20 protein-coding genes are annotated in these 20,845 nt (G+C 50.6%); 4 read left to right on the top strand and 16 right to left on the bottom strand.

The window, feature by feature from the left end; genetic code table 11:
- Position 1: 1 nt before the first annotated feature.
- Genes dxs through JYE50_RS03585 form a run of 6 tightly spaced genes read right to left on the bottom strand, consistent with a single transcriptional unit; the run spans position 2 to position 6,899 of the window.
- Entirely contained in the window at positions 2–1,864 is a 1,863-nt protein-coding gene (dxs, locus tag JYE50_RS03610; protein ID WP_084094522.1) for a 1-deoxy-D-xylulose-5-phosphate synthase, read from the bottom strand.
- 21 nt (positions 1,865–1,885) lie between these two features.
- The gene (locus JYE50_RS03605) at positions 1,886–3,097 is read right to left on the bottom strand and encodes a D-alanine--D-alanine ligase family protein (RefSeq protein WP_084094521.1); all 1,212 of its coding nucleotides are present in this window, start codon (positions 3,095–3,097) and stop codon (positions 1,886–1,888) included.
- Between the two features lie 14 nt (positions 3,098–3,111).
- Positions 3,112–4,722, bottom strand: a complete 1,611-nt coding sequence (locus JYE50_RS03600; RefSeq protein ID WP_084094520.1) for a UDP-N-acetylmuramoyl-tripeptide--D-alanyl-D-alanine ligase — start codon at positions 4,720–4,722, stop codon at positions 3,112–3,114.
- A 1-nt stretch (position 4,723) separates the two neighbouring features.
- Positions 4,724–5,506 carry an alpha/beta fold hydrolase gene (locus tag JYE50_RS03595; protein ID WP_084094519.1) on the bottom strand — a complete coding sequence of 261 codons (783 nt, stop codon included), beginning with the start codon at positions 5,504–5,506 and terminating at the stop codon, positions 4,724–4,726.
- On the bottom strand, positions 5,503–5,970 hold the full coding sequence (locus tag JYE50_RS03590) for a GNAT family N-acetyltransferase (protein ID WP_084094518.1): 468 nt from the start codon (positions 5,968–5,970) through the stop codon (positions 5,503–5,505). The genes JYE50_RS03595 and JYE50_RS03590 overlap by 4 nt, the downstream gene beginning before the upstream one ends.
- A gap of 2 nt (positions 5,971–5,972) precedes the next feature.
- Positions 5,973–6,899 (bottom strand): 1-phosphofructokinase family hexose kinase, encoded by a 927-nt coding sequence (locus tag JYE50_RS03585; protein WP_084094517.1) that lies wholly within the window; start codon positions 6,897–6,899, stop codon positions 5,973–5,975.
- Positions 6,900–7,049: 150 nt separating this feature from the next.
- Between JYE50_RS03585 and JYE50_RS03580 the strand changes: the two genes are divergently transcribed.
- The 4 genes from JYE50_RS03580 to yajC all read left to right on the top strand — a co-directional run bounded on the left by JYE50_RS03580 (position 7,050) and on the right by yajC (position 10,616).
- A complete protein-coding gene (locus JYE50_RS03580) occupies positions 7,050–8,519 on the top strand; it encodes an NAD(P)/FAD-dependent oxidoreductase (protein ID WP_084094516.1) in 1,470 nt (489 codons plus the stop codon).
- Positions 8,512–9,771, top strand: a complete 1,260-nt coding sequence (locus tag JYE50_RS03575) for an NAD(P)/FAD-dependent oxidoreductase (RefSeq protein WP_084094514.1) — start codon at positions 8,512–8,514, stop codon at positions 9,769–9,771. Before JYE50_RS03580 ends, JYE50_RS03575 begins: the two co-directional genes overlap by 8 nt.
- Positions 9,772–9,775: 4 nt before the next feature.
- Positions 9,776–10,132 (top strand): DUF1667 domain-containing protein, encoded by a 357-nt coding sequence (locus tag JYE50_RS03570; protein WP_084094512.1) that lies wholly within the window; start codon positions 9,776–9,778, stop codon positions 10,130–10,132.
- Positions 10,133–10,223: 91 nt separating this feature from the next.
- Positions 10,224–10,616 (top strand): preprotein translocase subunit YajC, encoded by a 393-nt coding sequence (yajC, locus tag JYE50_RS03565; protein WP_084094510.1) that lies wholly within the window; start codon positions 10,224–10,226, stop codon positions 10,614–10,616.
- 49 nt (positions 10,617–10,665) lie between these two features.
- Here the strand turns inward: yajC and dnaX are convergent, their stop codons facing one another.
- From dnaX to mutL, 10 genes are all read right to left on the bottom strand, one after another.
- Positions 10,666–12,300: a DNA polymerase III subunit gamma/tau gene (gene dnaX / locus JYE50_RS03560; protein WP_179138190.1), complete on the bottom strand. Its 1,635-nt coding sequence runs from the start codon at positions 12,298–12,300 to the stop codon at positions 10,666–10,668.
- A gap of 1 nt (position 12,301) precedes the next feature.
- Positions 12,302–12,676 carry a ComEA family DNA-binding protein gene (locus JYE50_RS03555; RefSeq protein ID WP_084094506.1) on the bottom strand — a complete coding sequence of 125 codons (375 nt, stop codon included), beginning with the start codon at positions 12,674–12,676 and terminating at the stop codon, positions 12,302–12,304.
- A 111-nt stretch (positions 12,677–12,787) separates the two neighbouring features.
- Positions 12,788–13,387 (bottom strand): hypothetical protein, encoded by a 600-nt coding sequence (locus JYE50_RS03550; RefSeq protein WP_084094505.1) that lies wholly within the window; start codon positions 13,385–13,387, stop codon positions 12,788–12,790.
- Positions 13,388–13,394: 7 nt separating this feature from the next.
- Positions 13,395–13,946, bottom strand: coding sequence for a hypothetical protein (locus JYE50_RS03545; RefSeq protein ID WP_084094503.1), 552 nt, complete (start codon positions 13,944–13,946; stop codon positions 13,395–13,397).
- Positions 13,947–13,992: 46 nt separating this feature from the next.
- On the bottom strand, positions 13,993–14,862 hold the full coding sequence (locus JYE50_RS03540; RefSeq protein ID WP_084094501.1) for a diacylglycerol/lipid kinase family protein: 870 nt from the start codon (positions 14,860–14,862) through the stop codon (positions 13,993–13,995).
- A gap of 84 nt (positions 14,863–14,946) precedes the next feature.
- The gene (locus tag JYE50_RS03535; RefSeq protein WP_084094499.1) at positions 14,947–15,864 is read right to left on the bottom strand and encodes a transketolase family protein; all 918 of its coding nucleotides are present in this window, start codon (positions 15,862–15,864) and stop codon (positions 14,947–14,949) included.
- Positions 15,865–15,868: 4 nt separating this feature from the next.
- A complete protein-coding gene (locus tag JYE50_RS03530; RefSeq protein ID WP_084094497.1) occupies positions 15,869–16,681 on the bottom strand; it encodes a transketolase in 813 nt (270 codons plus the stop codon).
- Positions 16,682–16,760: 79 nt separating this feature from the next.
- Complete coding sequence (locus tag JYE50_RS03525; RefSeq protein WP_143763486.1) at positions 16,761–18,011, bottom strand: methionine gamma-lyase family protein; 1,251 nt, start codon at positions 18,009–18,011, stop codon at positions 16,761–16,763.
- 10 nt (positions 18,012–18,021) lie between these two features.
- Positions 18,022–18,939, bottom strand: coding sequence for a tRNA (adenosine(37)-N6)-dimethylallyltransferase MiaA (gene miaA, locus JYE50_RS03520; RefSeq protein ID WP_084094493.1), 918 nt, complete (start codon positions 18,937–18,939; stop codon positions 18,022–18,024).
- Positions 18,940–18,951: 12 nt separating this feature from the next.
- Positions 18,952–20,832 carry a DNA mismatch repair endonuclease MutL gene (mutL, locus tag JYE50_RS03515; protein WP_084094491.1) on the bottom strand — a complete coding sequence of 627 codons (1,881 nt, stop codon included), beginning with the start codon at positions 20,830–20,832 and terminating at the stop codon, positions 18,952–18,954.
- Between the last annotated feature and the right edge of the window lie 13 nt (positions 20,833–20,845).

Genomic DNA, 20,845 nt, shown 5'->3' with positions numbered 1-20,845 from the left:
CTTACGCTCCCTTCAGCAATTTCCGGATTGTATCAGCAACAGAGTCAGCATCAAGACCCGCGTCCTTCATCAGATGCCCGTGATCTCCGTGCTGTATATACTGGTCCCTGACGCCAAAGCAATACATCGGGACTTTATATCCTTTTTCAAGACAGAGGCCGCTGACATATTCACCAAAGCCTCCTGTTACCATATGTTCCTCCAGTGTGAAAACAGATGCCGTCTGCGGAACAGCAGCCAGAAACGCCTCATCAAGCGGCTTCAGTGTTGAACAGTTGACAACTGTTGTATTGATCTTTTCATCTTTCAGTCTGTTATAAACATCCATGGCAACAGGAACCATAGACCCTGCCGACAGCAGAAGAACACTGCTTTCCTCTGTCATCGCTGTCCATCTGGCCGGACAGAAATCCTGACCCTGTTGCGTCCCGCATTCCTTCATGGATTTGGGATAACGGATCACACACGGCCCATCCTGTGTCAGGGTCCATTGAAGCATGCTGACCAGTTCTGCGGATGAGGAAGGAGCAAGCACTGTCAGGCCGGGAACCGGAAGCGAGAGGGAAAGATCAAACAGGCCGTGATGCGTCTGTCCGTCTTCTCCCCCGATCCCGCTTCGGTCAAGCAGGAAAACAACGGGCAGATTCTGCATGCATACATCATGGAGCATCTGGTCATAGCAGCGCTGGAAAAAGCTTGAATATACTGCCACATAAGGTCTCATGCCGCCCGCAGCAAGTCCGGCAGCCATTGTTACGGCATGTTCCTCAGCAATGCCCACATCAAGAAGCCTGTCCGGAAAACGTTCACCAAAGTGATCCAGTCCCGTCCCCAGTTTCATTGCGGCTGTAATGGCTACAATCCTCGAATCTGTTTCTGACATGTCGGCAAGCGTGTCAGCCATCATATGCCCCCAGGACGGGCAGGAAGGCTTATCGATTCTGTATCCCGTTTCGATATAGAAAGGCGGTGTGCCGTGGAAGGCTTCCGGCCTTTCTTCCGCTTTTTCATATCCGTATCCTTTTTTGGTCAGTACATGAATAACACATGAACCTTTATACTGTTTGGCCTGCCGGAATGCTTTTTCCATACCCGCCTGGTCATGTCCGTTGATCGGTCCGAAATACGCAAAACCAAGCGCTTCAAAAAAGCCGCTTTCAGAATCCCTGACAAACACGGAACGAACCAGTCTTTTGATCCCGTGAATTGTTTTATAGAGGGGCTTTCCGATCAAAGGAACGCTGTTCAGGTGACGGACCTTTCTTTTGGCACTCTGCCACCCGGCACTGATTCTGAGATTTGTCAGGTAGTTGGAAAGCGCGCCGACGTTCGGGGCAATGCTCATTTCATTGTCGTTCAGGATCACGATCATTTTGGTTCCGCTGTTTCCAGCGTCATTCAGTGCCTCGTAGCACATCCCGCCTGTGAGCGCTCCGTCTCCGACAACAGCAATCACTTCATACTGCTCTTTCTGATAATCCCTTGCCCTGGCCATCCCCAGGGCAGCGGAGATGGCTGTACTGGCATGTCCTGTTTCAAAACAATCGTATTCACTTTCGCTTCTTTTGGGAAAGCCTGCTATACCGCCGTAGGAACGAAGGCTTGTGAACCTGTCATATCTTCCTGTGATCATCTTATGGACATAACTCTGATGACCCACATCGAAAATGACCTTATCTTCAGGCATATGAAACACTCGATGCAGCGCAAGCGTCAGTTCCACCACACCGAGATTGGAAGCCAGATGTCCGCCGTTTACTGAAACGGTTGAGATAAGTTCCCTGCGTATTTCTCCTGCCAGCTGTTCAATCTGTTCATAGGACAGCCCATCCAGGTCACGCGGGGAGTGAATTTTCTCAAGCATGCTTATTCGTGGGCCCTTTCATCATTTTGAAAGCTTTGCAGCTTTGCTTCCTTTAGCTCCCTTTGCTCCCAGCGAAACATTTTTCAGTATGTCGCTGGTGTAGGCATAATTGGCCGTGTTTTTATCAGCGTGCGCTCTCTCAGCGTATTCAATCATATCATTAATCAGGCTGCTGTACGGAATTCCTGCGTTTTCCCAGAGATAAAACGCCAGGCTTCCCGGAATGGTATTGATTTCTGTGATATAGGTTTTCTCGCTTTCGCGGTCAAACATATAGTCGATCCGCACGACTCCCTTGCAGTCCAGCAGACGGAAGATTGTCCTGCTCATTTCCTGGATCTCATCCCTCAGGCTGTCTTCGATCGGAGCCGGCAGAACCCTGTGAAGACTCGCCATACCTTTGCTGCCGCCGGATGCAAGGTATTTATCTCCGAAATCCAGGAAACCGTCGCTGTTCAGAGGCATTTCAATCGGGGATGCCTGCACATCATCATCGTATCCTTTTACGCTGCAGTTCAGTTCAACAGGTTTATCCAGGCCTTTTTCAACCAGAACACGCCGGTCGTATTCAAAAGCAAGTTCAAGGCTGTCATAAAGGGATTCCCTGTCATCAGCACGGCTTACGCCTATGCTTGACCCCAGATTGGCCGGCTTGACAAATACAGGATATCCGATTTCTTTTTCGACCTGTTTGGCAACAGAATCACGGTCACTCCGGAACGCGCTACGTGAAAACCATATTCCGGGCAGGACAGGCAGTCCGGCTCCCCGGAAAAACTGCTTCATCATGATTTTATCCATTCCCAGGGCACTGCCGGCAACACCTGTGGAAGTATAAGGTACATTGGCCAGTTCAAGCAGGCCCTGCAGCGTACCGTCTTCCCCGTTCAGGCCGTGCATGACAACGATATATACATCAATACGGGCAGCAATTTCGATTTTTTCACGGCTGAAAAGTCCCGTTCCCCTGTTCAGTGTCAGCAGGGCACCGGAAGCGGAGGAAAGATCCGGAAAAACTTTGACAATCCCTTTCTGATCCCCGCGGAACGGCTTATAAGTATTGATGTCCATCAGTTTTTCTCCGGTGTACCAGTTTCCGGTCTCATCAATATAAACAGGAACTGTGTTGTACTTTTCCGTGTCAATATGGCGCATCAGCTGAACCGCGCTGATAATCGCGACTTCCCTTTCACAGCTTCTGCTTCCGAATATAACTCCGATTGTTTTTTTCATACTTCTGTCCTCCGTCAGCCTTCCGTATAATTATCAGGCAGATCGTTTTCAAATAAAACAGTATCCCCTGCTCCCGATATATTCCGAAGCAGTTCTGCCGCTTCATTCAATGATGACACCATCATAATCGAATCCACAGGAAATCCGCCGTTTTTAAGTCCTTCCGCAATGGGTTCACACCGTTTTTTCCCCACAAGGATCGCAATATCACAGCAATCGGCCATTGCTTCTCCGAATTCCCTGTTCAGTTCGTATTCCCGGCTTCCCAGTTCGACCATGCCCGGAGTAACAATGATTCTTTTTCCCGGAAACTGTTTCAGCACCTGGAAGGCCTGTCTGGCGCCTTTTATGTTGCTGTTGAATGCGTCATCTATAACACTGAGTCCATCCGGATGGCTGGTCAGCTGAAGCCGGTGCTCCACAGGCTGGATCCTGCTGATTCCCCGTACAATCTGTTCTTTCGTCAGTCCGAGGCTGATTGCAACGGAAGCACACAGGAGGATATTCCTTATATTCAGTTCACCCAGAAGCTGTGTATGGCAGGGATAACGTCCTTCTTCAGTACAAAGTACAAATGTTGTACCTCTCTGTGTATAGGCTATCTCCTCAGCCCATACCTCATCCTTCTCCCTGTCAAGCCCAGTCAGGTGCTTTTTGTTTTTCGTTTTATCATATAGCTTTCTGCAGATTCCGTCATCATCGGCAAAGAAGGCTTCACCGTCTTCAGGAAGGGCCTCGATCAGCTCATATTTTGTTCCTGCAACACGCTCCACTGTCCGGAAAGTGTCCAGGTGCTGCGGGCCCACGGAGGTGATAATCCCTATTTCAGGATGTACAAGCCGGCACATTTCCCTGATATCCCCGACATGCCTGGCTCCCATCTCCGCGACAAAAACACGGTGTCCCGGTTCAAGCCGGGTCCGGATCACTTTTGTGACCCCCATAGGGGTATTAAAGCTGGCCGGAGTGACCAGAGTCCGGTATTTCTCTTCAAGGATTGTACCGAGTATGAACTTAACGCTGGTTTTGCCCCAGCTGCCGGTGATGCCGATTCTGATCAGGTCTTTTCTTTCCCGGAGAATACGCTGCGCGTCCCTGAAATACATTTCGCTGATTGCCTTTTCCACCGGCCACGCCAGAAGTCCGCACAGTGCGGTCCAGAGAGGCAGAAGAACAGGAAAAACAATCAGTATGGCAGCGGCATAACGTCCTGCGTAACCGGTTGTCATACGGATAATAAGACAAAGCAGCAGCGTCAGAACAATAAAGGAAACGATATACAGTCTTTTAACCCGTGCTGTCAGTACAAATGCCTTTTTGGCATGTTTTTCAGAACACTGTCTGCCAATGAACCAGCCGCCTGCAGCAAGGATCAGGATCTCAGCCACGCAGAAAAAAGCATTGTTTCCTTTTCCCTGAACAACCAGGCTGAGAAGTCCTGCGGAAATACCAAACAGCAGCATAAAAAGGAAACCCGGCAGAAGGGATTTGAGGAGATTTCTTCTGACCGTACGAAAGTATCCCGGGAACTGATAGCTTTCCAGCTGGAAATAATGAAACAGAATCCTGCCGGACAGCAGACATCCTGCCGCAATCCCCATACTGAGAAGTACAGTGAGCAGCATATTACTCGTCTCCCTTCAGAAAATGAGATACTATCGTGTTAAACCTCTGGATCTGCTCGAGATAAGCGAAATGGCTTCCGCCCTCAAGGATCACAAGGCCTGCGTCAGGGATGCGTTTCTCCATCTCTTTGGCCATCCAGAGCGGAGTTTCCGAATCCGAATCACCCCAGATCAGCAAAGTGCTGGCCTGAATATCTTTATAAAGATCCGTAAGATCCTGGTTAATCACTTTGACAAATGTTTTGCGCATTTCCGGATCCAGCGCATTGTAATCCCGGCTTCCGAAACGCTTTCTGAGTTTATCTTCCATGCGTTCTGCCATTGAACGGGACAAAGGAACGCGCTTAAGAATCTCACAGTATTTTCTGAGTTTCTGATACCTGGCGCTGCGTTTTCTGGATTCTTCAGTCTGCTTCGGCCGAATTCCCGCGGCACCCGTAAAAACCATTTTCCCAAACATATCAGGATGATGGGCTCCTATCCAGGCAGCCACCCGGCACCCGAAGCTGTGTGCGACAACATCACACGGTGTGTATTCGAGTTTATCAAGCAGTGCCGTAATGCATCCGGCATATTCAGGCACTCCCCACGGTTCAGGAGGTCTGCCGCTTTCTCCATGTCCTGGAAAATCCACAAGAAGAATCTGATGCTCTTTCTCAAGCGCATCAGCCACAGGCTGCATCAGTTTCATATCGCAGCCCCATCCATGAAGCAGAAGGACTCTGCTTCCTCCGTTTCCGGCAGTCCTGTAATGAATCTCTGTTCCGTTAATGATCTCTTTCATTTCTCTTCCGCTGCATCAATATGCCAGATATACCGGCATTTGCTGTGACTGATTTCAAATTTCCTGTATATATCTTCCGGCACGTCTGTAATCCTTTCAAACAGGCATCCCAGCCTGCAGCATGTCTTCCGGCTGGCCTCGTTATCCGGATCACAGGTAATGACCACCGATGTTTTGCCTGACAAACGGATCTCTCTTTGCAGCAGTTTACAGGCTCTGGCTGCATAATGATGCCCCCGGTACGGAGGATCAATGTGATATCCGATATGTCCGTAATAATATACACACCTGCTTTCACCGTCCCGGTAACTGATCTGGCCGATCTCCTGTTGCTCATTATGCAGTGTGATTTTCCAGACCTGTTCATGCCCGAAACCCAGTTCACGGTTAGGTGCACCGATATGAAGCGGTATAAGATCAATCACGCCGTCAGAATACTCTACTCTGTAACGCCGAAAAAACATGTTTACACTTCCTGAATACGGACCTGGTCCAGAAGTTTTTCAAAATCAGAACGGACAATCAGCTGGGTGCCTTCTGTCATTACGCTGGCAGCGCCCGCTGCTATGCCGTACCTGAACGCTTTAGCCATATCCTTTTCCACTTCATAGCCCAGGAGCATTCCGCCGATCATAGCATCACCGGCGCCGACGGTTGATTTTGTTTCAACCCGCAGCGCAGGCGCAAACAGCGTTTTTTCCGCAGAAATATACATGGCCCCCATAGCTCCCATGGATACAACAGAATGCTGAACGCCGAGCCTGATAAACAGCAGAGCGGCATCCCGTATGGCACGCATCGTTCTCAGTTCAATTCCAAGCGTTGCTTCCATTTCCCTGAGGTTAGGCTTAATCAGAAAAGGATGTCCGCCCTTGGCGGCCATTTCCAGTTCCCTGCCTTCAGTGTCAAGGATACATTTTTTGCCTTCCAGCGCTTTCATCAAATTTCTGTATGTACCTTCGGGGCATCCCGGAGGCAGGCTGCCGGTCATAACAATCATATTGCTGTCCCGTGTGGCCTCTTCGGCAATCGCCGTAAACTGTTCCAGCATTTCCGGATTCAGCGGTGAACCGGGCTCATTCAGTTCCGTAACACCCTGCCCGTCCAGGCTGTATACCTTCATATTCGTTCTGACATGACCGGGAACAGTCATAAAACGGTGTTTCAGGCCTTCCCTGTCCATCATGGCTGTCAGCTCTGTGGAACCGTTTTCCCCCATTATGCCTATACACTGGACATCCAGGCCGAGACGGCTCGCAACAACGGCAACGTTGATCCCCTTTCCGCCCAGATCCACACGGGTATCCCTGATCCTGTTAACCTGTCCGGTCTGAAGATTCTCAACATTGACCGTCTTGTCAAAGCAGGGATTCAGGCAAATGGTTGTAATCATTTCTCCACCCCATTACACACTATTCGTATTATTATACCATTCCGATCATACATACGCAACCGAAGTCCGGTCGGCTGACTGCCCTTTCATCTTTGATTGCATGCCGATCTATATTTTGTTATATTATATACAGATACAGGAGGCGACAATATGTCTTATCAGGCTGATATCCTTGTGATCGGTGCCGGTATAACCGGTTGTGCTGTCGCGCGGGAATTGTCCAGGTACAATGCTTCCGTAACCGTACTGGAAAGCGCGTATGATATTGCCGAAGGTGCTACAAAGGCCAACAGTGGTATCGTCCATGCCGGTTATGATGCCCGTCCCGGAACCAAAAAAGCCCTGTATAATATCCGCGGCGCAGCCATGTACGAATCACTGTGCACATCACTGCATGTGCCATACAGGCGTAATGGTGCTCTTGTCATTGCCCTGAATGACAACGATATACCGGCTGTTGAGGCGCTGAAATCACGGGGACTTGAAAACGGTGTTGAAAACCTGGAGATCCTTGATCATGATGCCGTACTCTCCCTTGAGCCGAACATCAGTCCCGAAGTCAGATGTGCCCTGCACATCCCCGGAAGCGCTGTGATCAGTCCATATGAAACTGCTTTTGCACTGGCAGATCACGCTGCGGTAAACGGTGTTTCCTTCCGCTTTGATGAAACGGTTTTGTCCGCCGAGCATCTGCCTGACGGATGTTTTTCCGTTAAAACAAATCATGATACTTACACCTGCAGGGTTCTTGTCAACTGCGCGGGTGCTTCAGGAGCAGACATTCATAATCAGCTGTCGGAACAAAAGCTGACAATGATTCACCGGAGAGGCCAGTACTATCTGCTGGACCGTGAAACAGTTCCGGCTTTTTCACACACCATCTTCCAGTGTCCGTCTCCCATGGGAAAAGGCGTCCTTGTTTCACCGACTGTACACGGGAATCTTCTGCTTGGTCCCACAGCTGAAGACATCACTGATCCCTCCGATACCGCCACAACCGCGGAAGGCCTGGATGAAGTGATCCGTAAAGCCGCGATGACCTGGCCGCGTCTTTCTGTCAGATCCAACATTACAAATTTCAGCGGGATCCGCGCGCATCTTACAACGGATGATTTCGTTATCGGTCCGTGTGAAGACTGCCCGGGACTTTTTGAAGCCATAGGAATTGAAAGTCCAGGACTTTCATCCGCTCCCGCGGTCGGACAGGATCTGGCAGAAATGATCGCACGTTATCTGAATCTTCCTTTCAGGGATCCTTTCCTGGACTGTCCGGAAAAGCCCCGTCCTTTCAATGAAATGACAGACGCAGAAAAGGCAGAGGCAATATCTTCTGATCCGTCATACGGCAATATCATCTGCCGGTGCGAGGTGGTGACGGAGGCTGAAATCCGTGCCGCCGTACACCGGCCTGTCGGAGCACGGTCTGTTGACGGTGTCAAGCGTCGTACTCGTGCCGGTATGGGACGCTGCCAGGGCGGTTTCTGTATGCCCCGTGTGGCCGAAATCATATCGGCTGAGACAGGTTTGCCCCTTGACAAGGTCACAAAGAACGGCGGAAACAGTTATATCCTCGCCGGTACCGTTGATTCTTTTCTGAAGGAGGAAACGGTTCATGACTGAAAGAAATGTTGATATCCTCATTGTCGGTGCCGGTCCGGCCGGCCTTGCCGCTGCCATTGCCGCTCATGAGGAACACGTCGGTTCCGTACTGGTGATTGAACGTGAAAAAGAGCCGGGAGGCATTTTGCGTCAGTGTATTCATAACGGGTTTGGTCTGCATCGGTTTAAGGAGGAACTGACCGGTCCTGAATATGCGCAGAAAGATATAGACCGTATACATGAACTGGGGATTCCTGTTGAATGCTCCACAACTGTTCTTTCTGTATCGCGGGATAAATCAGTCATCTGTGTTTCATCCGAAAACGGATTGCAGCTGATTCATGCCAAAGCGGTTATTCTTGCCATGGGTTGCCGGGAACGTCCCCGCGGCGCTCTGTGCACTCCCGGCACACGCTGCGCCGGAATCTTTTCAGCCGGAACAGCGCAGCGTTTCGTCAACCTGGAAGGTTTTATGCCCGGACGGCGTGTAGTGATTCTCGGTTCAGGAGATATCGGTCTGATCATGGCTCGCCGGATGACGCTGCAGGGTGCAAAAGTGCTTGCCTGTGTTGAGATCATGCCTTATTCTTCCGGTCTGAACCGCAATATTGTACAATGTCTGCAGGACTATAATATCCCGCTGTATCTCAGTCATACAGTCACAGATATCAGAGGGCGTGAGAGACTTGAAGGGATCACTGTATCCAGGGTTGACGATCACAGAAAGCCTGTTCCCGGAACAGAGATGGATTTTGACTGTGATACGCTTCTCCTCTCCTGCGGCCTGATTCCGGAAAACGAACTGACAAAAGGCGCAGGAATCGATATTTCAGCAGTCACTTCCGGTGCTGTGGTGGATGACATGCTGCAGACGAGTATCCCTGGCATTTTTGCCTGCGGCAATGTCCTTCATGTACACGATCTTGTGGATCATGTTTCCGATGAGAGTTTCCGGGCCGGCAGGGCTGCCGCGGATTATATCCGTACGGGTTTTGTTTCTCCGGAATACATTTCTGTTCTTGACGGCAGCGGCGTACGGGGGACCGTTCCCCAGAAAATACGGATTCCCACGGACAATCCTGTTACGCTTTCCTTCCGTCCTGCGGATGTTTTCCGGGGCAGTTCCGTTGTCGTTGAATGCAACGGAAAGGAATTGCTCAGGAAAAAAGCTCTGATCTTTACGCCGGGCGAAATGGTCCATATCGTCCTTCAGCCCGGTCTTCTTCACGATCTTCCCTCGGATTCCATTATCGTTCGTCTGGAAAGGAACTGATTGTATGGAACAGAGTATAACCTGTATCAACTGTCCGGTAGGATGCCGGATGACTGTTGTTTTGTCGGACACCGGCGGGTTCGAATCGGTTTCCGGAAACACCTGTCCCCGGGGAGCCGCTTATGCCCGTCAGGAATGTACCCTGCCGGAACGCATGGTTACAGCCGTGATTCCTGTATCCGGCAGCGCAATCCCTTTGTCCGTCAAAACATCAAAGCCTGTGCCGAAGGATATGATCCCTGCGGTGATGGGTGAACTGAGCAAGGTATGTATCAGCGTCCCCGTTTCCCTGGGGCAGGTGATCATTCCCGACATCCTTCATACGGGATCGGATATTGTCGCGACACGCACCCTGAAATAACGCCTTGTTTTGTTTGTGTTGCTGTCTTGTATACGGTTATCTATTCTGATATAATACGTCTATATTTGAGTCCGAAAGGAGTTTATGGGTCATGGTCGAAAAAATCTTTGGAATTGCTTCCGCGGTTGCGGAGGATGCTGCCGCTGCCGCTACTGCTGCTGAAGGTGAAGCCGCTCAGGGAAGTATGGTTGCCGCACTGGCCACCACATTCCTGCCTCTTATCCTGATTTTTGTTGTTTTCTGGTTTATGCTGATCCGTCCGCAGCGTAAAAAAGATAAACAGGTCAAAGAGATGCTTAACAACCTGAAAGCCGGAGACCGCATCTGCACCATCGGCGGTATTTACGGAACCATCACCGGTCTGAAGGATGATACCGTCACACTGTCCGTCGGAAAAGACAACCTTTCGATGGTTGTTGCTCGCTGGGCCATCCGGAGTGTTGAGGAAGTGTCCATCGAAAACGATGCTCAGGAACTGAACTGATCATCCACTGTTCAAAAAGGGAATCCGGCTCAATAGCCGGATTCCCTTTTTATTTGATCTGATCAACCACATTGACCGGTCCTTTGCCGAAGGTATCATAAAGTGTTTCAAGATAGGCATCATCACTGTTATCGTTCAAAACTGCCGAATCTTTCTCGATGGCTGAGAACATGCATTGCTGTCCGGTTATATCAGCCAGGCAGTCACAGATGACCTTTTTTCTGTCCGGATTATTCAAAACCGCAATAAACTGCTGTTCTCCTTCCTTCCTGTTTGCCTGCCAGCGGAAATGCCCGTCCCGGCTGCTTACAAGACTTCCCTGGGAAAGGAAGCTCCATGCTGCCATATCTTTTTGCCGGATCACTGTCATAAACTGTTTCCAGACAGCAGGGTCTTCCGGCTGTGCATTTTTTGTCGGTTTAACGGAAGATGCTGCCTGCTTTTTTTCTGTCGGTGTTTTTTCAGTTTCGTTTCGGCCCGGCTCTGCTGCTGCCACCCTGACGCTGACAGAACCGTTTTCAAGTTTACGGGTCAGTTCCGCAATCCTGTTCTCCAGCTCCGTGATCCGGTCGGATAAAGCCTGTTCATCTGTTTCCGTCGTTTTCAGACAGCATTTGATGCTGATATTCTCAAGAGCCATACGCGGAGAGGACGTATACCTCATTTCCGTTCCCAGGCTCATATAGAGATCAAGAATCCTGATCAGCCTTGTGAACGTCATGTTCTCACTGTGCTGTATGTATTCCTTCGCTTCTTCTTCTGTTATATTCAGGATCGCCGCCAGATCATCCGGGCTTGTTTTGGCGATCAGCAGTCCCCTGATATGTCCGCATATATCTTTTGCGAAAACGGCCGGATCTTTTCCTTCCTTCATCAGCTGGTCGATCATCATAAATACGCATCCCGCGTCCTGCATCGCCAGCGCGTCGCAGAAGCGGAAAAGGAAAGAAGTATCGCTTGTCCCCAGAATGCTTCGAACCAGATTTTCATCCACCTTGTTACTGTATCCAAGGCACATATCCAGAAGGCTCAGTGCGTCGCGCATGCCGCCTTCCGCGGCCCTGGCGATCAGCATGAGTGCGCCGTCAGATACTTCCGCAGAACATCCGTCAGCTGCCTCTTTCAGTCTTCCGGTAATGTCCTGAATGGAAATCCTTCCAAAATCGAACCGCTGGCACCTGCTCAGAATGGTCTCAGGAAGCTTCTGCGGTTCAGTGGTGGCAAGAATGAATACAATATGAGCCGGCGGCTCCTCCAGGGTTTTCAGAAGAGCATTGAACGCGGAAGTGGACAGCATATGTACTTCATCAATGATATATACTTTATAGCTTCCGTACTGCGGAGGATACTTAACCGTGTCCCTGAGATCACGCATTTCATCAACACCGTTATTGCTTGCGGCATCGATCTCAATTACATCAAGGGTTTCTTCCCGGTCAGTACGCATGCAGTTTTCACAGACTCCGCACGGGTCGCCGTTTACCGGTGAAAGACAATTGATGGCTTTCGCCAGGATCTTGGCTGTTGACGTTTTGCCTGTTCCTCTGGATCCGCAGAAAAGATAGGCATGGGCAATTCTCCGGTTGATCACCTGGTTGCGAAGCGTTTCCATAATCGCTTTCTGCCCGACAACATGGGAGAAATCCTTCGGTCTCCACTCCCGGTAAAGCGCCTGATATGCCATGCTATTCCTCGCTTTCATCCTGTGACAGATTGATCATGGAGCGAAACTTCAGCAATGTGGCAGGACCGATTCCTCTCACTGCTTCCAGATCCTCCGGATAATAATACGGACCGTTTTGCCTTCGTTCGGCAATGATCATTTCCGCAATTGTTTCCCCGACGCCGTATAATTCTGTCAGTTCTTCTTTTTCGGCTGTATTGACCGAAACCGGACCCTGCTGTTCCTCTTTGACTGTCTCAGGAGAGAATACCTGTCCGGATCCGCTGCGATATCTGTCACTGATTCCCTTCCGGGAGGACAGGGCCGCAGCTGCGCAGAGAAATACGCTGATGATAACCAGCACTATCCCCAGGTTCCGCTTTAAATGCTCAGCCATCTTTTATACCTTTTGTACGGGTCTGACATCTTCATGAATACAGCGCGTATTGTTATTCCGCTGTTCCGGTACGGAATGCCGGACGCTTTGTTTCCTGAAAAGCTGCGGACATTACAGGTTTCTTTCCTTTTTGCGTATAATCAGGCTTCTGAGAAGAACAACCGCCCAGATGATAATGGCTGCTGTCCCGGCAATGATGGTAATACGCCCGATATTCCACGATATGTAAAACGAACCTGCGGCAGCTGCTGTATCATTGTCCCGCACGCTGACTTCATCGGTGATGCGCGTCAGTTCCCTGCCGGTATTGTCAAGGATCCGGAACTGAAACTCGATGTGTTTCACATGTTCTTTTTCCGGAAGCTTAATGCTCCCTGAAAAAGCCAGCATGGACGATTCCCCGCCGGGCGTGAAAACCGTGCTGCTGCTCTGCTGCCTCATCGGGATCCTTTTTCCGTCAACCACTGTAAAAAGCGGGTTATGGTCTTCATCATCCCCGTAAATCAGGTTTGTTGTCATATTGATTGTCAGTTCCTGACCTGTATAAGGGGATAATTGCATAGTACCGCTGAACAGGTTATAGTTTCCCGGATCCCAGGACCATTCTTCTCCTGTTTCTATTTGAACAGCGGCATATTCTTCACTGTATGCCGCTGTAAAGCACAGTATCAACATACAGATGACAGATAAAATGATGATCCGTACTTTCATTCCAAAGTTAATCCTGCCTTTTCTCCGTTTCTTCTTCATTAGCCGGAAACTTTTTTATGGATTCACTCATCTGGTTCAGCGTACTGTTTACTTTTTCAGCCATTTTCCCAACGGAAGAGGTATTATCGAACAATTCATTGATCTCTGTACATACAGGAGACTGTTCAGCCGGAAAATCAGCCGGATCATCCTCCGCTGTATCTTCACTGCCGGGATCGTTCGTTATGTTCCACTCACTGTCCTGAGACGCTCCGGATTCTTTAATGCTCATGGAAGCAGCATATCTTTCCGCTCTCATATCATTAAGCTGTTCATCCAGCTTTTTCATTTCCTCCAGCATCCTGACCATCGGCTGTGGAAAAGATTCTCCCTTCAGCCACAGGGCATAAGCTTTGTTTGCCAGGTCGCCGAGAACCTCCCTGCGCCGGTTCTGGATGGTCACTTCGTCAACTTTGTAGCGGGTGTTATTGGCAATACTGGCAGCTGTATTTCCGACAGCTTTCATGCCTCTCAGCCAGAGCGCCTTCGCCCTGTCGCGAATATCCAGTTTGTCTGCCATTTTGTCATCCTCCTTAGGGTTATGGGCCCTGATCACCTGTATCCGATCAGTGGATCAGGATAATCGAGCCCGGATTAATGCGGAAATCCGCACGGGACATGGAAACAATATCCCCGTCTATATTGATGCGAAGATCTTTACCTTCAACAATCACTTCGGATACTCTCCTGTGACGCGTGATCCGGAACTTGAGGTCCCTGGAGAGCATCAGCCCCGGAAGGTAGAAGGGGATCTGCCATCTGTGAACATCCCTGATCAGAACCAGGTCCAGCAAACCGTCACCAATATCCGCCTTGGGACAGATCGGAATCCCTCCGCCGATAAAACGCCCGTTCGCTACGGAACATATAAGGAACTGTCCTTCTTCCTGTTCCCCGTCTGCAATCAGGTTTAGTCTGACGCTTCTGTAGTGGAAAATAGCCTTTATCAGTCCAAAAAGGTAAGGGGTTAATCCACGGTATTTCTTTTTTTCAGCTTCAGCATAATCCAGTACAGTCACATCAAAACCTGTTCCGCATACATTCAGGAAAAACTGGTCATTGACAATACCTGTATCAATACTGTCCTGTTTGCCGTTAAGAAGGATTTCCATGGCTTTGTCCGGATCATTGGGAATATTGACGGATTTGATAAAATCATTGCCTGTCCCCGCCGGAATGATTCCCATGGGTTTTCCGGTTCCCGTGAGGCCTGCGGCAACCTCCCCTGCCGTACCGTCTCCGCCGACAGATACAACCGCAAGTACATCCTGATCCGCTGACAATTCAGCCGCTATTTCCGTACCATGCCCGGGTTTTTCAGTCCTGTATATCCGGTATTCGATGTTTTTTCCCTGCAGAACTGCCTCAAGCTTTTGCATGGCCGTGAGTGCAAAACCCGAACCGGCGGCAGGATTCACGATAAATGCATAGAACACATTCCATCACCCGGCCTTCTTCATTTCTTTGCAGAAACCCCCTTTCCGCAGCTGGAACAGCGTGCAGGAAAGGGGGAAATAACATTACAGATTTTTCAGGATCTTTTCAGCAATCTGGGGACCAGTCAGCTCATATTCCCTGAGCAGGTCAGCAGGTTTGCCGCTTTGTCCGAAAACATCATTGATACCAATCTTCAGGAATTTTTCAACACCGTTTCCGATAATAGCGGAGGCAACCGCATCTCCGAGTCCGCCGATCACAGAATGTTCTTCCACCGTAAATACCTTTCTGCACTTGGCCGTGTACTGCAGTGCCAGTTCCTCGTCGAAAGGCTTCAGTGTATGGAATGAAACAACAGCCGCATTCACGCCTTTTTCAGCAAGGATATCCGCGGCTTCAATCACGTGCTCGAGCATGATTCCGCAAGTAAAAATCGCGCAGTCGCTGCCGTCACGGATCACGACGCCTTTGCCAACGGTAAAGGGCCTGGGATCATAAACGGGAGTCGCCAGACGGGCGGTACGGATGTAAACCGGTCCTTCGATCTTCGCGGCAGCTTCAACGCACTGATAGCACTCGTTGGCATCAGAGGGGACGAAGACTGTCATACCGGGAAGAACACGCATCAGCGCGATATCTTCAATGGCCTGGTGGCTTCCGCCGTCTTCACCAAGTGTGATTCCGGCATGGCTGAATCCGAACTTGACATTGAATTTGGGATAGCAGACGCCGTTACGGATCTGATCGTAGTTGCGGCCGGCGAACACCGCAAAGGTGGAACAGAACGGGATCAGTCCCATGGTACTCATACCGGCGGCAACATCAACCATATTGGCTTCCGCAATACCGCAGTCATAAAACCGGTTCGGGTAAGCTTTCTTAAAACCGTTTGTCATGGTTGCGCCGGCAAGGTCAGCATCAAGCACAACAACCTTTTCATTTTCTTCGCCCAGTTTGACAAGGGCCTCACCATAGGCAACACGTACTGCTTTCTTTTCCATTGTTTCAGCCCTCCAATTCCTTCAGTGCCTGAGCGGCCTGTTCAGCGTTCGGTGCTTTTCCGTGCCAGCCCACCTGGCCTTCCATGAAGCTGACGCCTTTGCCCTTGAGCGTATTGAGGATAATGTACCTGGGTTTTCCGGGGCAGGCAGGCGCATGAAGCGCGTCCACAACCTGCTTCATATCGTTTCCGTCAGCCACTTCGATTACATCATAACCGAAAGCAACGGCCTTTGCTTTAATATCGCCAAGGCTCATAACTTCATCATTTGTACCATCGATCTGAAGACCGTTATGGTCCAGGATGACAGTCAGGTTGTCCAGTTTGTAATGAGCCGCAGCCATGCTGGCTTCCCATACGAGGCCTTCCTGGCTTTCACCGTCACCGATGATCGTGTAGACATGGCATTTGTTTCCGGTATGCTTCGCGCCAAGGGCCATACCGACAGCAATGGAGATACCCTGTCCGAGGGAACCGGTTGACGCATCAACACCGGGGCACTTTTTTGTGTCCGGATGTCCCTGGAGAATACCATGAAGCTGGCGGAAATGATCAAACTCCTCACGGCCGAAAAAGCCGCGTTCGCAAAGTGTGCCGTAAAGGGCGGGAGCGGAATGTCCTTTGGAGAGGACGAATCTGTCGCGATTGGGGTTTTTGTCATCCTTGGGATCAACATTCATTACATCAAAGTAAAGCGCGACCATTGCTTCCGTGCTGGAAAGGGATCCGCCGGGATGTCCCGCGCCTGCAGCAGCGGTCATGATGATGATATCTCTCCTCACCTGCCGTGCATATTTTTCCAGAGTCTGAATATCCATTTCCGTCCCTCCGATCAAGTGAATTGCTTTATGCTCAACATTAAAATATTATATGTTTCATGCCCGTTATTGTCAAGAATTACGGTACTTTTAGCGCACCGGTGCTGATCATTCTTTTCAGTGCTTCCGCAAGGGCAATTTTCCCGTGCGTATAGGTCAGGCCGCCCTGCATAAACGCTGTATAAGGAGGCCTTATGGGGCCGTCCGCGCTCAGTTCTATGCTGGCGCCGGCCACAAATGTTCCGGCCGCCATGACAACCTGATCATCATATCCGGGCATGTCCCATGGTTCCGGCATAGCCATACTGTCCACCGGGCTGGCTGTCTGAATTCCCTGGCAGAACGCGACAAGCCTCTCCGGAGACTGCATTTTGATGGCCTGGATAATATCCGCACGGCGTTCTGCGGAAGAGGGTGAAGACTCCATACCCAGATTCTCAAACAGCCTGGATGCCAGCAATGCTGTCTTCAGCGCCTGGGCTACTGTGTGCGGTGCCATGAACAGTCCCTGGTAAAACGGACGATACGACGCCGCATAGGAACCAAGTTCCCTTCCCAGTCCGGGAGCCGTCAGACGCCCCGCAATCCGATCCACCATGTCTTTCTTTCCGGCAACATATCCGCCTGTGGGAGCAATACCGCCGCCCGGATTCTTGATCAGGCTGCCGACGCAAAGGTCAGCACCGTAATCCGTCGGCTCTTTGCCGCAGACAAACTCTCCGTAACAGTTGTCAACCATCAGGGCAACACCGGGATGCCTGCTGTGAATCATATCCGCCAGATCGGCAAACTGTTCCGGAAACAGGCTGGGCCTCCAGGCATAACCCCGGCTTCTCTGTGCGATGACCAGCGAAGTGTTGGGTGTAATGGCCCGTTCCACTGCCTCAGCATCGATTTCGCCGTCTTTCAGTTCAACGCATTCGAAATCCACACCCATTTCCTTCAGGGAACCCGGCTGCGAACCCTCTCCTGTGCCGATCACCCCAAGAAGCGTATCATAAGGCATGCCTGTCGCGCTGATGATCTTTTCTCCCGGTCTGGTCATTCCGAACAGGGTCAGGCTCAGCGCCGCGGTACCGCTGGCAACATGCGGCCTCATCAGCGCGGCTTCTGTATGGAAAACGGCTGCGTAAATCCTTTCAAGCGTATCCCTGCCGATATCATCATATCCGTATCCGGTGGTAGGAGCAAAATGCCTGTAGCTCACTCCTTCATTCCGGAAGATATCCAGAATCTGCCGGGTTCTGGCTTCTTCATTTTTGTCTATCTCTTCGAAAGCAGTTTTCAGTGCTTCCTCCGCTTCCTGAATCAGGTTTTTGATATCTTTCATGCGTTCCTCCTCACAGCAGGATGCTTCTGATCTGCTCATAAGCGTTATCCATGTCCGTTCTCACATAGGTTATACTGTCTTCCCTGCGAAGAAAAGTCATCTGCCTTTTCGCATAATGCCTTGTCCCCGTCCGGATTTTTTCTGCCGCTTCCTCCAGGCTGTATTCGCCGCGAATGCAGGGGATCATTTCCTTATATCCCAGCCCGTTCATACTTTGCGCGTCTTCACGCACGCCTTCCTCCAGCAGCGAGGTTACTTCTTCTTTCAGGCCGTTCCGGATCATATCCGATACGCGCCTGTTGATCCTTTCATACAAAAGAGCCCTGTCCATCTGTGTGGAGACCGCTTTCCACCGGAACGGGCTGTGTTCTTCACGCCTGGGCTGCTGCGAAAACGGAATGCCGGTATCTTCCCACACTTCTATGGCACGGATAACCCGTCTGACATCATTGACAGGCAGTTTTTGCGCGGTCACTTCATCAATACGTCTCAGTCTTTCATGCAGAGCGATTCTGCCCTCCGCTGTTTCCGCCTGCTTCCCCAGTTCTTTCCGAAGTGCTTCATTGGCCGGAGTAAGGCCCATACCCATCGGATGCATGAGTGCCTGAAGGTACAGAACAGTCCCGCCGATAAAAAGGACTTCCTGCCCCTTCCCGGCCAGATCAGCAACCAGCCGTTCCGCGTCATCCCTGTACTGGGATACAGAATATTCATCATCAGGTTCACAGATATCAAGCAGATAATGCGGCACGTCCCGCATCTCCTCAGCCGTCGGTTTGGCTGTGCCTATATTCATTCTCCTGTAGATCTGCATACTGTCCATACACAGAACAGCCCATCCCTGCTCCAGAGCAAGCCGGATTCCCAGGTCTGTCTTTCCGCTGGCTGTCGGTCCTGTCAGCACCCTGCAGGTGATCTGATCCTTCATATGCAGCTCCGTTTATTTCTGTATTCTCTTAAACTTTTTATCCAGTTCATAGTGTGTAATGGCTACAACCAGGGGACGTCCGTGCGGACAGGTGGGCGTTACTTTTTTCTCGATCATCGTGTCCAGCAGGCTGCGCAGCTCATCCTCGGTCAGTGCCTCACCGCCCTTAACGGCATGTTTGCAGGCAGTCTGCAACAGCGCTGTCCGTTTTTTCTCAAAGGTCGGTTCTTTTCCGTTTTCCAGTTCCGTGATCACTTCCCGTATAAAATCCTGTGTCTGGGTTTCGCCAAGGATCATCGGAATCGTCCTGACCGCTATGTCACGTTCTCCGAAAGATTCCACCACAAGTCCGATGCTTTCCAGTGTATCACGGTTATCTTCCAGCAGCCTCTGTTCCGCATTGGTGACGCTGATGATAACAGGCACAAGCAGCTCCTGCCCTGCCTGGCTTCTCTGTTCCTGCATCAGCTTGTCAAAAAGAAGCCGCTCATGGACCGCGTGCTGGTCCACCATCAGCAGCTGATCCTCATATTCCACAAGAATAAATGTATTGAACAGTGCGCCGAACACCTTCATGGGTTTTTTGATATCCGGCAGGATGGTGTTGATCTGTTCAGCAGATTCTTTCACGGCAGAAAACTGCGGAGCTGTATAAACAGAAGCAGGTTGTTTTTCAGGAATATCAGGCGTAAAGGGGCGGATATCCTCTGTTTTCCTGACTTCCCTGAATTCCGGTACCGGTCTTTCCTGCGGAACAGGCGCGGCCGCTTCCGGCGGGAGCGTTTTACTGACCTGGACTATGCTGTCCTGAATGATAAAAGGTTTAACGCTTTCTTTATACACAGGCTGACGGTCGGGTTCCCTTCCTTTGTTCAGGACCATTTCAACAGGTTGTTCAAAGGCATCCCTTACCCTGATCGCATTCAGAACAGCGCTCATTACTGCCTCATAGACGCCTGTCTCATCCCTGAACCGAACCTGCAGTTTGTTCGGATGGACATTCACATCCACTGCTTCATAGGCAATCGTGATATATAAGGCGCATACAGGGAATTTACCGATCATAACGCGTTCCCTGCAGGCTGTTTCGACCGCATCGTTCAGGATTTTGCTGTGCATAACCCTGCCGTTAATGAAGAAAAACTCCTGGCTCCGGTTGCCTCTCGCGTTTTCTCCGATACCGACATATCCCTTTATCACAAGGCCGTTTCCGTGATCATCCACCGCCTTCATTTCCTTCATAGCGCGGCTTCCGTACACCGTCTGCATCGCCGTGGCTGTTTGTCCGTCTCCCGGGGAATGGTATTCTGTTTTCCCGTTTGATATATACCGGAAGCTGACATCCGGCCTGCTGAGCAGCATCTGTGTCATCAGGTCATGAACAGCTGTTGCTTCCTGGCCGGATTTCTTCATAAATCCTTTCCGGACCGGCACATTATAGAACAGATCTGAAACAGTGATGGTGGTTCCCTGCGGGCAGGCTGTTTCCTTGATATCGGTTATCTTTCCGCCCTCATTTGTCACTTTAAGGCCGGTTTCCCTGCCGGCCGTCCGGGTTGTCATGGTAACCTTCGATACAGCCGCTATACTGGCTAAAGCTTCACCGCGGAAACCGAGTGTGGCAATGGAATCCAGATCCTGTTCCCTGCTGATTTTGCTGGTCGCGTGGCGTTCAAACGCCATCCTGATATCGCTTTCATCAATACCGCTGCCGTTATCAGATACGCGGATATAGGACAATCCGCCTTCCCGGATTTCCACAGTCACCGTTGTCGCGCCGGCATCCAGGCTGTTTTCAACCAGCTCCTTGATGGCTGCAGCGGGTCGTTCCACAACTTCACCCGCAGCGATTTTGCCAATCAGGTTTTCGCTCAGTGGTCTGATTTTTCCCATGTCATTCTCCCTC

It is taken from the genome of Aristaeella lactis, assembly GCF_018118585.1.
Lineage (GTDB): Bacteria > Bacillota > Clostridia > Christensenellales > Aristaeellaceae > Aristaeella > Aristaeella lactis.
This window is presented reverse-complemented; position numbering and strand designations above follow the sequence as displayed.